The sequence below is a fragment of the Sphingomonas sanxanigenens DSM 19645 = NX02 genome (genome assembly GCF_000512205.2).
GTDB classification, from domain to species: domain Bacteria; phylum Pseudomonadota; class Alphaproteobacteria; order Sphingomonadales; family Sphingomonadaceae; genus Sphingomonas_D; species Sphingomonas_D sanxanigenens.
The window spans coordinates 1,043,683-1,056,506 of record NZ_CP006644.1; the positions used below are offsets into that span (position 1 = coordinate 1,043,683).

Annotated in this window: 13 protein-coding genes; 8 read left to right on the forward strand and 5 right to left on the reverse strand. The window is 67.5% G+C overall.

Features of this window, described 5'->3' with window-relative positions:
• Window positions 1-241 precede the first annotated feature (241 nt).
• The 5 genes from NX02_RS04950 to NX02_RS04970 all read left to right on the forward strand — a co-directional run bounded on the left by NX02_RS04950 (window position 242) and on the right by NX02_RS04970 (window position 6,213).
• On the forward strand, window positions 242-2,761 hold the full coding sequence (locus NX02_RS04950; RefSeq protein ID WP_211258287.1) for a PAS domain-containing sensor histidine kinase: 2,520 nt from the start codon (window positions 242-244) through the stop codon (window positions 2,759-2,761).
• On the forward strand, window positions 2,745-3,410 hold the full coding sequence (locus tag NX02_RS04955; protein WP_025291090.1) for a response regulator transcription factor: 666 nt from the start codon (window positions 2,745-2,747) through the stop codon (window positions 3,408-3,410). Before NX02_RS04950 ends, NX02_RS04955 begins: the two co-directional genes overlap by 17 nt.
• 58 nt (window positions 3,411-3,468) lie before the next feature.
• Window positions 3,469-3,795, forward strand: a complete 327-nt coding sequence (locus tag NX02_RS04960) for a hypothetical protein (protein WP_025291091.1) — start codon at window positions 3,469-3,471, stop codon at window positions 3,793-3,795.
• 160 nt (window positions 3,796-3,955) lie between these two features.
• Entirely contained in the window at window positions 3,956-5,251 is a 1,296-nt protein-coding gene (locus NX02_RS04965) for an MFS transporter (protein WP_245648766.1), read from the forward strand.
• Window positions 5,252-5,421: 170 nt separating this feature from the next.
• The gene (locus NX02_RS04970) at window positions 5,422-6,213 is read left to right on the forward strand and encodes a MipA/OmpV family protein (protein WP_025291093.1); all 792 of its coding nucleotides are present in this window, start codon (window positions 5,422-5,424) and stop codon (window positions 6,211-6,213) included.
• An 86-nt stretch (window positions 6,214-6,299) separates the two neighbouring features.
• Here NX02_RS04970 and groL read toward each other — a convergent pair whose 3' ends face one another.
• Together groL and groES are read right to left on the reverse strand one after the other, a co-directional pair.
• A complete protein-coding gene (groL, locus tag NX02_RS04975; protein WP_025291094.1) occupies window positions 6,300-7,922 on the reverse strand; it encodes a chaperonin GroEL in 1,623 nt (540 codons plus the stop codon).
• Window positions 7,923-7,976: 54 nt separating this feature from the next.
• Window positions 7,977-8,291, reverse strand: coding sequence for a co-chaperone GroES (gene groES / locus NX02_RS04980; protein ID WP_025291095.1), 315 nt, complete (start codon window positions 8,289-8,291; stop codon window positions 7,977-7,979).
• A gap of 260 nt (window positions 8,292-8,551) precedes the next feature.
• Here groES and NX02_RS04985 point away from each other — a divergent pair, with 260 nt between their 5' ends.
• Both NX02_RS04985 and NX02_RS04990 read left to right on the forward strand, forming a co-directional pair.
• Window positions 8,552-8,785 (forward strand): hypothetical protein, encoded by a 234-nt coding sequence (locus NX02_RS04985; protein ID WP_025291096.1) that lies wholly within the window; start codon window positions 8,552-8,554, stop codon window positions 8,783-8,785.
• Window positions 8,782-9,051 (forward strand): usg protein, encoded by a 270-nt coding sequence (locus tag NX02_RS04990; RefSeq protein WP_025291097.1) that lies wholly within the window; start codon window positions 8,782-8,784, stop codon window positions 9,049-9,051. Before NX02_RS04985 ends, NX02_RS04990 begins: the two co-directional genes overlap by 4 nt.
• A 141-nt stretch (window positions 9,052-9,192) precedes the next feature.
• Here the strand turns inward: NX02_RS04990 and NX02_RS04995 are convergent, their stop codons facing one another.
• From NX02_RS04995 to NX02_RS05005, 3 genes are all read right to left on the reverse strand, one after another.
• A complete protein-coding gene (locus tag NX02_RS04995; protein WP_025291098.1) occupies window positions 9,193-9,672 on the reverse strand; it encodes an Hsp20 family protein in 480 nt (159 codons plus the stop codon).
• 167 nt (window positions 9,673-9,839) lie between these two features.
• Window positions 9,840-10,403, reverse strand: coding sequence for a GNAT family N-acetyltransferase (locus NX02_RS05000; protein ID WP_025291099.1), 564 nt, complete (start codon window positions 10,401-10,403; stop codon window positions 9,840-9,842).
• 43 nt (window positions 10,404-10,446) lie between these two features.
• Window positions 10,447-11,049: a lipocalin-like domain-containing protein gene (locus tag NX02_RS05005; RefSeq protein ID WP_211258289.1), complete on the reverse strand. Its 603-nt coding sequence runs from the start codon at window positions 11,047-11,049 to the stop codon at window positions 10,447-10,449.
• Window positions 11,050-11,406: 357 nt separating this feature from the next.
• Between NX02_RS05005 and NX02_RS05010 the strand changes: the two genes are divergently transcribed.
• Window positions 11,407-12,720 (forward strand): tyrosine-type recombinase/integrase, encoded by a 1,314-nt coding sequence (locus tag NX02_RS05010; protein WP_025291101.1) that lies wholly within the window; start codon window positions 11,407-11,409, stop codon window positions 12,718-12,720.
• Window positions 12,721-12,824 lie beyond the last annotated feature (104 nt).

The window sequence follows — 12,824 nt, forward strand, 5'->3', positions numbered from 1 at the left end:
GCAAGGCCGCCGTGCCCCCGCAGCGGGCTATCGCGATCGGGAAATCCGCTCAAATCCGATTTGGTCGCGCGCGCGTCGCTGATGGTCGTGCGCCGATCGACCTTGGTCGAGGTGGATGACGGCGCGGCCGCGGATTAGGCTGTGGAACGCGGGGGCGCGCGTCGCGGCTGGCGGCGTGCGCATGGATCGGGCATCGTCGATCGGCCGATGACGTCGACACCTGACAGGGACGGGGGCCGTTGTGAACGCACATCCGACGTCGGTCTTGCCGGGTACGGGGGGCGTGCCGGACCCCGCCGGGCCGCCGCCATCGTCCGATGCAGCGCCAGATGCGGGCGCCATCGCCGAACTGCAGCGGTGCTGCGCCGATATCGCCCGCCTCAACGCGATGCCGGCGACATGGACGGGCATGGATCCCACCGCGATCGTCGAAGCCATGCTCGACGTGCTGCTCGACATGCTCGGCCTCGATTTCGTCGGGCTGCGCTTCACCGAGATGGTGCATATCTTCATCCGCGTCGATGCGGGCTACCGCCCGGGCGGCGATCCCGATTTCGTCGGCGGCGCGATCGACGACTGGCTGGCGACCGATCCCGCACCCGGTGCCGCCGCGCTGGCGCTGGCGGGTGAGGATGTGGCGGTGCTGCCGGTGGCGCTGGGCGAGATCGCCAGCCTGGGCTGGCTGGTCGCCGGATCGCGGCGCGCGGATTTCCCGCGCGAAACGGAACGGTTGCGGCTGGATGTCGCGGCGGCCCAGCTCAGCCTCGCCTGCCGGGAGGTGCGCGACCTCGCCGACCGCGAGCCGGCCGACACGCGGGAGGTCCCGCCGACGGGCGATGCGCTGGCCGAGAGCGAATTGCGGCTGAACCTGATCATCAACACGATCCCCGCGATGGCCTGGTCGTCCAAGGCGGATGGCATGCTGGACTTCTGCAACCAGAACCTGCTCGATTTCGTCGGCTTCCCGGCGGAGGATATCCACGGCCTGGGCTTCTACCGGATCTTCCATCCGGACGACACGCCGGTGCTGCTCGCCGCCTGGCAGGATATCATGGCCTCCAAGCGCGGGCGCGAGGTGGAAGGCCGGATCATCCGCGCGGACGGGGTCTATCGCTGGTTCACCTTGCGGCAGACCCCGCTGCTCGATGCCGATGGCAATGTCGTCAAATGGTATGGCATCCTGCTCGACATCGAGGACCGCAAGCGCGCCGAGACGGCGCTGCGCGAAACCGAAGCCGCGTTGCTGGCGAGCGAGCGCAACCTCAACCTGATCATCAACTCGCTGCCGGTGCTGGCCTGGTCCGCACGGCCCGATGGCAGCGCCGACTTCATCAACCAGCGCTGGCTGGATTATGCCGGGCTGCCGGCGGAACAGATCCTGGGCTGGGGCTTCCTCGATCTCTACCATCCCGATGACGTGCCGGGGATGATGGAGACGTGGCTCCGCGATCTGGCCGGCGCGAAGCAGACCTTCCTCAAGGGCCGCATCCGCGGCGCCGACGGCGACTATCGCTGGTTCTATTTCTCGGGCCGCAAGTTCACGGACGCGAACGGCGTGGTCCGCTGGTTCGGCGTCAATGTGGATATCGAGGATCTGCAGCGCGCCGAGGATGCCCTCAAGGCCAGCGAGGCGGCGCTGAAGGAAAGCGAACGCCGGCTGCAACACATCATCAACACCATCCCCGGGCTGGTCTGGTCGGCGGATGCGGACGGGGCGGTCGATTTCCTCAGCCAGCAATATCTCGACTATATCGGGATGGATCCCCAATATGCGCTGGGCCCGGGCTGGACGATGGCGATCCATCCCGACGATCGCGGCCTCCTGATCGATGCGTGGAGCATGGCGCTCGCCACCGGGCGCGGCAACGAGTGCGAGGCGCGGCTGCGCGACGGGGCGGGGGGCTATCGCTGGTTCCTGTTCCGCGCGAGCCCCTATCACAGCGCGGACGGCGGACGGCCGCACTGGTTCGGCGTCAACATCGACATCGACGATCGCAAGCGCGCGGAAGAGCAACTGCGCCGCAGCCAGGCCGAGCTCGCGCACGTCACGCGGATGACGACGATGGGCGAACTCGCGGTCTCGATCGCGCATGAGATCAACCAGCCGCTGATGGCGATCGTCACCAATGCCGGCACCTGCCTGCGCTGGCTGGAGGATGGCCGCGTCGATATCGCGCAGGCGCGCCAGGCCACCGAGCGTATCGTGCGCGACGGCCACCGCGCCGGAGACATCATCGGCAGCATCCGCGCGCTCGCCCGCAAGCTCCCGCCGACGATGGTGGAGATGGACCTCGAACAGGCCATTCGCGAGATCGCCGAAATGCTGCGGGGCGAACTGCACCGGCGCGGCGTGCAACTGGCGACCGATTTCGCGTCGCCCGCGATCATGGTGATCGGCGATCGAACCCAGCTCCAGCAGGTCGTCCTCAACCTGATCATGAATGCGGCGGAGGCGATGGCGGGCCGCGCGGAGGGCGAACGCCAGATCGCGGTGCGTGCCGCCGCGGTTGCCGGGGGCGGAGTCGAGGTCAGCGTCGCCGATAGCGGCACGGGCTTGAGTCCGGGGCTGGGGGATCGCATCTTCGAAGCCTTCTTCAGCACCAAATCCGGGGGAGTCGGAATGGGGCTTTCGATCTGCCGCTCGATCGTGGATGCCCATGGCGGCCGCATCTGGGCGGCGGCCAACGAGCCGGCGGGCAGCGTTTTCCGCTTCAGCCTGCCGGCCGCCGGGGAGGGCGATGGGCATGCCGGCCTGCGCTGAAAGCGACGCGCCGACCGTCGTCGTGATCGACGACGACGAAAGCGTGCGCGAGGCGCTGGGCGGGCTGTTCCTGTCGGTCGGGCTCGCCACCGAAAGCTATGGATCGGTGCAGGCCTATCTCGCCGCCGACCGGCCCGATCGCGCCGGCTGCCTCGTGCTCGATATCCGGTTGCCGGGGCGCAGCGGCCTCGAATTCCAGGAAGCGCTGGCGCGTGCGGATACGCGGCAGTCGGTCGTGCTGATCAGCGCGCATGTCGATGTCCAGATGGCGGTGCGCGCGATGAAGGCGGGCGCGGTCGACGTGCTGACCAAGCCGGTGCGCGAGGAGGATCTGCTGGAAGCCGTCCATCGCGCGATCGCGGCGGACGGGATGCGGCGCAGCGAGGCCGAACGCAACGCTGCGGTGCGCGCGCGCTATGCGATGCTGACCGAGCGGGAGCGGCAGATCATGGCGCTGGTCACCAGCGGGCTGCTCAACAAGCAGATCGCCAACGAGGTGGGCATCGCCGAGGCGACGGTGAAGCTCCACCGCGGCCATGTGATGCGCAAGATGGCCGCGGATTCGGTGGCCGATCTGGTCCGCATGACCGACCTGCTCGGCCCCGGCTGTGCGGCAGCCGCGGCCGATCCGGTGGTGGCCGGCCGCTGATGCCGGCGCCGACGGCTGCCGGCTTGTGCGGTGCAGCAAAGCCCGCCATGCAGCGCCGATGGATATTCCCGGCCTCTACACGCGGTTGATTCTGTGGATCGGTGACGGCACCGGTCTTTCCGACACCGTCCTCCACATCCACGCCGGCTTGGCGATGCTGATGCTCGGCCGGATGGTCACGCGCCGCGGGCTCGGCACCTTCGTGCCGCTGTGGTTCGTCGTCGCCGCGGAGGCGGCGAACGAGATCATGGACCGGCTGCACTACGGATCGTGGCGCTGGCCGGACACGACCTCGGACATCATCCATACCCTGTTCTGGCCCACGGTGATCTGCATCGGCATCCGCCTGCGCCCCCTCTCCGGGCAGCGCGCGCGGCGGCGGTGAAGCGACAATATTCCTCCCCGGCGCGTCGCGCGGGGAGCAAACTCGCCGACGCATCCTGCAGGATCGGGCAAGTTTATTGAGGTTTCCGGCATTCGGATCCACGCGCCCTGCCCTTAGCCTGCTGAGGCCCAGCCAAGCGAGGTCAGTGCGTATCATGGCGATGACTGCCGAACTTTCATTGCCCGATCGACAGGATCGGCCGCACGCCGCCGGCGGGCGCTCCGGACTGCGGTCGGGCGCCATGCTTTTTGCGCTGTTCCTGGTCAGCGCCTTTGCCCAGATCGACCGGATCCTTCCCTTCATCCTCGCGGAATCGATCAAGGCGGAACTGTCGCTCAGCGATACCCAGATGGGGTTGATCACCGGCGTCGCCTTCGCGATCTGCTACACCGTCTTCTCGCTGCCGCTGGCGCGGGCGTCCGATCGTGGTTCGCCACGCTTCGTGCTGATCGCCTGCATGCTGGTGTGGAGCGCGATGACCGCGCTCGGCGGGCTGGCGACGGGGTTTCTCTTCCTCGCCTTCACGCGCTTCGGCGTCGCGCTGGGGGAGGCGGGTGCGGTGCCCGCCGGCCATGCGCTGATCGCGCGCAGGATCCGGCCGGAGCGCCGCGGGCTGGCGATCGGCATCTTCTCGATGGGCATTCCGCTGGGCACGATGGCCGGGTTCGGGATCGGCGGCGCGATCGACGACACGCTGGGCTGGCGCGTCGCGCTGGTCGGCGCCGGCGCGATCGGCGGGCTGATCGCGTTCTTCGTCTGGCTTGTCGCCGGGCCGACGCCGCCGGCGCGGCGCGCGCCCGCCGGCGCCACATCCTTCCTGCGCTCGAGCCTCGACCTGCTGGCATCGCAGCCGTTCCGCTGGCTGTTCATCGCTGCGATCGTCGTCGGCTTCGCCGCAGGGCCCTTCTATGTCTTCGCGCCGCCCTTTCTGATCCGCACCTTCGGCTACAGCGCCGGTGAGGCCGGGCTGGCGTTCGGCCTGCTGCAAGGTGCGATGGGCATCGCCGGCACCCTGCTGGGCGGTCGCGGCTTCGACCGGGCGGTCAGGACCGGGCGTGGCGGCATGCTCCGCAAGCCCGCCATCCTTTTCCTGTTCGCCGCCGTCACGACTACGGCGGCGTTGTTCTCGCCCATCGGCTGGGTCTCGATCGCGCTGCTGGTGCCGGCCATGTTCTCCTTCGCCTATATGCTGCCCTGGGCGTTCGGCACCGCCCATCGCGTCGCCGGGCCGGGCAGGGAGGCGATGGCCTCCAGCCTCGGCATGGTCGGTTCCAGCCTGTTGGGGCCGGCGTTCGGGCCGCTGTTCGTGGGCATCGTCAGCGATGCGGCGACTGCTGCGGACATTCCCAACGGCCTCGCGCTCGGGCTGCTGATCGTGCCCGCGGCCAGCGCACTCGCGGGGCTCGTCTATCTGATCGCCGACCGACGGCTCGCGGCCATGCCCCCGCAGGGCTGAGCCCCCGCCAATCCGTTTCGGATCGGACAAGCGCCCTCTTCTTGCCCGATCCGGTCGGAGGCTGCCGGACACCCCCTCGCGGGCGGCCTCCATGGCCACCGAAGGCCAAGCCCGAACCCCCGGGCGCCTTCGGTGGCCGCACATACCCCCCACCACAAGGATGATCGACGATGCGCATAATTCTTCCGGCCCTGCTTGCCTGCACCATGCTGCTGCCCGACGCCGCCCGCGCCCAGCAGGCGGCCCCCGATGATGCGGCGCATGGCATGGTCGCGATCGGCGCCGGCGTGGTCCCCGACTATGACGGCGCCAGCGACGTCCGCCCCGTGCCCTTCGCGCTGGCGGACATACGCTGGCGCGGCGTGAGCTTCGAGATCCGCGGGTTGCGCGCGCGGGTCGATCTCGCATCCGACGCGCGGCTGGCGATCGGCCCCGTCATCGGGCCGCGCATGTCGCGCAAGGATGTCGACGGCCCGGTCGGGCTGCTGCCCGAGATCGACATGGCGGTCGAGGCGGGCGGCTATGTCGGCTACCGGTTCGGCGGTGACGAATTCGGGCAGGGCAGCGTGCAGATGGAAGTGTCGCTGCTCCACGATATCTCCGGCACCTATGACGGGCTGGTCGCGACCGCGAACGCCAGCTACGCCGCGATCCGCCGGCCGGACATGATGCTGTCGCTCGACGTGCAGACGAGCTGGGCCAACCGGGATTATACGCGCACCTATTTCGGCGTCACATCCGCCGACGCCGCGGTGAGCGGGCTTGCCGCCTACCGGCCGGGCTCCGGCTTCAGGGATGTCGGCGCGGGGCTGACCGCGGGCTATTGGTTCGATCGCCATTTCGGCGTGATCGGCCGCGCCGGCGCGACCTATCTGGTCGGCGACGCGGCGGACAGCCCCATCACCGACGACGGGAGCCGCTGGCAGCCCACCGCCGGCCTCGCGCTTTCCTACCGCTTCTGACGCGCCGGCAGCAGGCATCCGCCGGCCGGCGATGCTTCGCATCGGACGAAGCGGGGCCGGCGTCCGTCGCCGGCCCCGCACGGCCATCAATAGTCCATCGATGGCGCCGCTGGTGCGACCTTGTCCTCCTTGGGCAGCTCGGCGACGAGCGCTTCGGTGGTGATGAGCAGCGATGCGACCGATGCGGCATCCTGCAGCGCGGTACGAACGACCTTGGCGGGATCGATCACGCCGGCCTTGACGAGATCCTGATACTCGCCGGTCGCGGCATTGAAGCCCCAGTTATAGTCGTCGCTCTCGAGCAGCTTGCCGACGATCCACGCGCCGTCCTCGCCGGCATTGTCGGCGATCTGCCGCGCCGGCGCGCGGAGCGCCCGGCGGACGATGTCGATGCCCGACTGCTGATCGTCGTTCGCGGCCTTGACGCCATCGAGCGCCTTCAACGCCCGCAGCAGCGCGATGCCGCCACCCGGTAGGATGCCTTCCTCGACGGCGGCACGGGTGGCGTGGAGCGCGTCGTCGACGCGATCCTTCCGCTCCTTCACCTCGACCTCGGTGGCGCCGCCCACGCGGATCACGGCGACGCCGCCGGCGAGCTTGGCCAGCCGCTCCTGCAGCTTTTCGCGATCATAATCGGATGTCGTGACCTCGATCTGCTGGCGGATCTGGGCAACGCGCCCGTCGATGTCGGCCTTCGTGCCGGCGCCGTCGACGATCGTCGTGTTGTCCTTGTCGATCGTGACCTTCTTCGCGCGGCCCAGCATCGCGATGGTGACGGTCTCCAGCTTCGTGCCCAGTTCCTCGCTGACGACGTTGCCGCCGGTGAGGATGGCGATGTCTTCCAGCATCGCCTTGCGACGATCGCCGAAGCCCGGCGCCTTGACGGCCGCGACCTTCAGTCCGCCGCGCAGCCTGTTGACGACGAGCGTCGCGAGCGCTTCGCCCTCCACATCCTCGGCGATGATCAGCAGCGGCCGGCCGGACTGGACGACCTTCTCGAGCAGCGGCACGAGCGCCTGCAGGTTCGAGAGCTTCTTCTCATGGATCAGGATGTAGGGATCATCCAGCTCCACCTTCAGCTTCTCGGTATTGGTGATGAAGTAGGGTGAGAGATAGCCGCGGTCGAACTGCATGCCCTCGACGGTCTCGAGTTCGGTTTCGAGGCTCTTGGCTTCCTCCACCGTGATCACGCCTTCGTTGCCGACCTTCTCCATCGCCTCGGCGAGGATGCGGCCTACCTCCGCGTCGCCATTGGCGGAGATGGTGGCGACCTGCGCGATCTCGCTGTTGGCGCTGACGGTCCTGGCATGTGCCTCCAGGTCCGCGACGACGGCGCTCACGGCGAGATCGACGCCGCGCTTGATGTCCATCGGGTTCATGCCGGCGGCAACGGCCTTGGCGCCTTCGCGCACGATCGCCTGCGCAAGCACCGTGGCGGTGGTGGTGCCATCCCCCGCCTTGTCGTTCTGCTTGCTGGCGACCTCTCGCAGCATCTGCGCGCCCATATTCTCGAACTTGTCCGAAAGTTCGATTTCCTTCGCGACGGTGACGCCATCCTTGGTGATGCGCGGCGCGCCGAAGCTCTTGTCGATCACGACGTTGCGGCCCTTGGGGCCGAGGGTGACTTTCACTGCATTGGCAAGCGTATCGACGCCGCGCAGCATGCGATCACGCGCGTCGGACGCAAATTTCACTTCCTTGGCAGCCATTGCGGCCTACTCCTTTCCTTGACCTTTCTGATTGCTTGCGAAACGGGCGGCCGATCAGGCGGCCTGCTTGAGCGGAACGACGGTGTCGATCACGCCGAGGATGTCGCTCTCCTTCATGATCAGCAGATCCTCGCCGCCGATCTTGACCTCGGTGCCTGACCATTTGCCGAACAGGATGCGGTCTCCCACCTCGACCGAGAGCGCGACGAGCTGGCCGTCGTCGGTGCGCGCGCCGGGTCCGACGGCGACGACCTCGCCTTCCTGCGGCTTTTCCTTGGCGGTATCCGGGATGATGATGCCGCCCGAGGTCTTCTCCTCGGCTTCGATGCGGCGGACGACCACACGGTCGTGCAAGGGGCGGAAATGCATGGCAAAACCTCCAGTTGCATAACATGATGTGATTGCCCCCGCCGTTCGATCGAACGGGGGGCTGTACCGGAAATTAAAACGCTGCCTGCGTCGGTTCAAGAGAAAAATTGGCACTCACATGCGCTGAGTGCCAACGAGATCGCCGGAGCGGCCTTTCAGGTGCATTTTCCTCTTGACGCGACTCATGGCCGTTCCAAAATTCGAGCGGCGGCGTCGCGCCGCACCGGGACAATGCGACATCTGCAAAGGAGGTAACGGCCATGTCGCTGCCATTTTGCCGCTTTCTGCACCCCTTCGACGTTGCGCGCCATCCGAGCCTCGAGCCGGAAGTGAAGCGCGCCATCCTGGCCTCATGGGCATCCGACCGCTCCGCCGTGGAGGACGAGCCCGCCATGCGCAAACCGCCCGGCGCCCGCCAGGCCGTGCCGGTCGATGACGTCTTCGCGGCCATGCGGGCGCTGGACGGACGCCCGGACGACGCACGGCTGCAATGATCGATCGCGCGCTGATGGTCCGGCTCGAGGGCTATGGCCTGACGACGGCGGAGATCCATTATTATCGGCCCGATGCGCCGTCGCTGCTGAACCTGTTCGTCTGGCAGGACTATGATCTGGCGCCGGACTTTCCGGTGCTGTTCGATTTCATCGACTATTGGAACCGAGGGATCGAGGGCGCGCTGCACTCCATCCGCATCGTTCACGACCAGTTGGTCCGGCCGGCGGAATGGCGTGCCGCGCGCGGAGATTTCCGTCTCGGCTGAAGCCGCATGCGCGAAGGCCCGCCGCCCCGTCTTCGGAACAGCGGGCCTCCGCGCATCTGTTTCGCTCTCGGCAGTCCGGAAAAGGGCATGGCTTGCCGGCCCGCCCGAAGGCGTCGCCGGCAAGCCACGCATGTCGAAGGATCAGGCCGCTTCGAGCGCCCTGTCCCTCGCCGCCCCGGTCCGGTCATGGGCAGCCGTGCTGCTGCCGATCTCGATCCGGCGGGGCTTCATCGCCTCGGGCACGACGCGCTTCAGCGCGATGCTGAGCAGGCCATGGTCGAAGCTGGCCGCGCCCACCTCGATATGGTCGGCAAGCTGGAACCGCCGCTCGAACGCGCGCGTGGCGATGCCGCGATGCAGATACTCGCCCGAGCCGTCTTCGTCGGGACGCTTGCCGGTGACGGTGAGCAGGTTCTGCTGCGCGACCACCTCGATCTCGTCGGGGCGGAAGCCGGCGACCGCGAGCGTGATCCGATAGCTGTCCTCGCCCTCCTTCAGGATGTCGAAGGGCGGATAGCCATCGGCAATGTCGCTGCGCATGCCGGTTTCAAGCAGATCGAAAAGGCGGTCGAAGCCGACCGTGGAACGCCGATAGGGCGTGAAGTCGAAGTTCGTTCTCATCACCAAATCCTCCTCGTGAAGCGATCTGGGCATGAGCTGCGCCGGTAACGGAGAGCCGGCGCCCTCTATGTCCCACCGGACCCGAACAAGGCGCCCGGCACGGGTGAAATAGTCGCGTCAACGGTCGATTCAAGGCCGCTCGCGTTCGACGGAGGCCTATCCGTCGTTCACTGCGGGGTCCCTCGCGCGACGTTCGTCTTGTCCGGGCCGGCGACCGGCAGCCGCTTCTCCATGACGATCAGTTCCAGATCCGGCCGAAGCGGACGCCCGACGAACGGATCGTCGTAGGGAAACGGCAGGATCGCGCCGGTGGGCTCGTAACCGCGACGCCGGTGCCAGGCGATCAGCGCCGCGCGCTGCCGGATGACCTCCATGCGCATGCGCGGCGCGCCGGCGCTCATCGCCTGCCGCTCGACCTCTTGCTTGATCGCCTTCCCGCTTCCCACGGCCTGCGTATCCGGATCGACGGCGAGCATCGACGTGTGCCAGGCGCCGTCATCGTCGATAGCGACATGAATGCATCCGATGATCGGGCCATCGGCCTCCTCGCGGAGCAGCACGATCCTTCCGCGTTCGAGCAGGCGCCGAACGCCGTCGTCGCTGGTCCGCGGCCCTTCGATCAGTTCGCGCTCGTTGGTCCATCCGTCGGCGCCGCCCGCGGCGCGATAGGCCCTGTTCACGAGCGCGGCGATCCCGGCCGCATCGTGCGGAAGCGCGTCTTCGAAGATCATGACCGGTGGCCTCTTGTCGGGTGGTATGGCGCGGGGCGGGCGATCAAGGCTGCATCCGGGACGGCTGCACCCGGACGAACTCCGCCCGGACCAGGCCGCCGTCGGGCCGGGTGAAGACTTCCGACATCCGGTCGCCCCGAACCGTGAGTGTCAGCTCACGGGTCGTCCTCACGCCGCCGATCCAGTTGGGAAAGGTCGCGCCTTCCACGCGGTTGCCGGCGAAGCGACCCTCGGCGTCCAGCCAATAGGTTCCGAAGAAGCCGATGCTGCTGGCCATCGCGCGCCGGTTCTCGGCGCCGGTGCCGCGGCCCCGAGCGTCGGACGCGAAGCGCGGCGCATCGCCATCGGTCAGCACCTCGACGAAATGCATATCCGTGGTGAACACCAGCATGCCGGCCGGATGCGCACCATAGGGGCGGCTGACATCGCCATTCTCCTCGACCGTGGCGCTGATCATGCGCCAGGTGCCGGCGACGGCGTTGGCCGGGGCGGGCGCTGCTTGCGCCAGCGCGGTCGATGCCGGTGCGACGACGGTGCCGGCAAGCAGCATCGCGGCGCCGATCGCCCTCAGGCGGGTCGAACTCCGACCGCGCCCCACGCGCGCGCGCCGTGGTGCGTCGCGTCCCAGCCTGACATCATCCCGCATGCCTCGCACCCTCATTCTCGCTGACAGAGCCGACATCTAGGTGCGGACGATGGTGTTGCCATGCCGAATCCTCGAACAGGTCTGCCTGATGCTGCGAAGGCCGTGCACCCGCTGCAGGACCGCGCCGATGCGCCCGGACCGACGTCAATTCGTCAAAGGAAAAACCGATGGTGGACGCACTTGGGCTCGAACCAAGGACCCGCTGATTAAGAGTTAGCAGGTCCAAAGATCCCGTACCGAGAGCGAATCGCCCGGCATCCGCCAGTCTTCCCCCTCTGTTCCTTCATTCCGTTCCATTGATGTTCACCCGACTTCACGCTAGGGTGATTGCTGGGTGATTACCTGAGGGCTGAAACGATGGCGACGGGCAAGATAGGTAAGCGCGCAGTTGATGCGATGGCATCAGCCGGCTTTCTATGGGACGAGGACTTGAAAGGCTTCGGCCTGAAGGTGACGGAAACCGGCGCCAAGTCCTATATCTACCAATATCGGATCGGCGGCCGAGGTTCTCCAACGCGTCGCTATACGATCGGCCAGCACGGTTCGCCCTGGACACCGACGACGGCCCGCACGGAAGCGGAGCGACTTGCTCGGCTGGTGGGGCAGGGCTTCGACGTGGTTGCCCAGCGGCAGGAGAACGAACGCAAGTCGGTCAGCCTCGCCATGCCGGCATATGTCGAGGCGTTCATCACGAACTATCTCACGACGCAGTGGAAGGATGAAGCGGACGGCGCTGCAACGCTGCGCAAGCACGTGGTGCCGGTGCTGAAGTCCAAAAGCTTCCCCTCGCTCACCCGCTCCGACATCACGGCGGTAATCGATAAGATCCCAGCCGGGCAGATGGCGACGCGCCGGAAGGTGTTTGCGATCCTGCGCAAAATGATCCGTTGGGGGATCGGCCGCGGTGACATGCCGCAGCAGGATAATCCGCTTGTCGGCTTCGAAGCCCCGCCGGCGCCTGCCTCGCGCGACCGTACCTTGACCGATGGGGAACTGGTGTTGGCGTGGAACGCTGCCGACGATCTGGGCTACCCGTTCGGGCCGATGGTGCGGCTGCTGATCGCGCTCGGGCAGCGCCGCGAGGAAACGTCCGCCATGGAGTGGAACGAGCTTGATGCGGCGTCCGGTGTCTGGACGATCCCGGCGGCCAAATCGAAGAACGGTAAGGCGCATATCGTACCGCTCAACGATGTAGCGCTTGCGGTGATCGACGGGCTTGCCGGCTGTGCCGATAGTGCCAAAAGCGCCAATAGCGCCAATAGCGCGCGGAGGTGGCCCAAGCGCGGGCTGCTTTTCTCCACCACCGGCAAAACGCCGGCCTCGGGCTACAGCAAGGCGAAGGCGCGGCTGGACAAGCTGATGGTGGATGCGGAGGCCAAGCGCGCGAAAGAGACGGGCGACAGTGCCGAGCTGATCGACGCATGGCGTCTTCACGATCTGCGGCGCACGATGGCGACCGGTCTACAGCGCCTCGGCGTGCGGTTCGAGGTGACGGAAGCTGTCCTAAACCACGTCGGCGGATCGAAGGCGGGCGTTGCCGGGGTCTACCAGCGGCACGACTGGAAGGAAGAGAAGCGGGACGCGCTGCAAGCGTGGGGGCGGTTCCTCGAACAGCTTGCCGCGGGCGAGCCCGAGCAATCCAACGTCGTTCACCTCGCGGCGCGAGGCTGAGCACGCGGGGCGGCTAGGGTAGCTCCCGAACGGCTGGTTTCCGCCCGGCCTGCCGCCCCGTCATCATCAAGCGGACGCTCAGCGGAGGGCGAGGATGTTATTCA

Bases quoted from the DNA above. Each gene is read 5' to 3' on its own strand.
- NX02_RS04955 (WP_025291090.1), top strand. From the start codon at position 2,745: ATGCCGGCCTGCGCTGAAAGCGACGCGCCGACCGTCGTCGTGATCGAC.
- NX02_RS04995 (WP_025291098.1), bottom strand. From the start codon at position 9,672: ATGAGAACGAACTTCGACTTCACGCCCTATCGGCGTTCCACGGTCGGC.
- groES (WP_025291095.1), bottom strand. From the start codon at position 8,291: ATGCATTTCCGCCCCTTGCACGACCGTGTGGTCGTCCGCCGCATCGAA.
- NX02_RS05010 (WP_025291101.1), top strand. From the start codon at position 11,407: ATGGCGACGGGCAAGATAGGTAAGCGCGCAGTTGATGCGATGGCATCA.
- NX02_RS04970 (WP_025291093.1), top strand. From the start codon at position 5,422: ATGCGCATAATTCTTCCGGCCCTGCTTGCCTGCACCATGCTGCTGCCC.
- NX02_RS05000 (WP_025291099.1), bottom strand. From the start codon at position 10,403: ATGATCTTCGAAGACGCGCTTCCGCACGATGCGGCCGGGATCGCCGCG.
- NX02_RS04965 (WP_245648766.1), top strand. From the start codon at position 3,956: ATGACTGCCGAACTTTCATTGCCCGATCGACAGGATCGGCCGCACGCC.
- NX02_RS05005 (WP_211258289.1), bottom strand. From the start codon at position 11,049: ATGCGGGATGATGTCAGGCTGGGACGCGACGCACCACGGCGCGCGCGC.
- NX02_RS04990 (WP_025291097.1), top strand. From the start codon at position 8,782: ATGATCGATCGCGCGCTGATGGTCCGGCTCGAGGGCTATGGCCTGACG.
- NX02_RS04985 (WP_025291096.1), top strand. From the start codon at position 8,552: ATGTCGCTGCCATTTTGCCGCTTTCTGCACCCCTTCGACGTTGCGCGC.
- groL (WP_025291094.1), bottom strand. From the start codon at position 7,922: ATGGCTGCCAAGGAAGTGAAATTTGCGTCCGACGCGCGTGATCGCATG.
- NX02_RS04960 (WP_025291091.1), top strand. From the start codon at position 3,469: ATGGATATTCCCGGCCTCTACACGCGGTTGATTCTGTGGATCGGTGAC.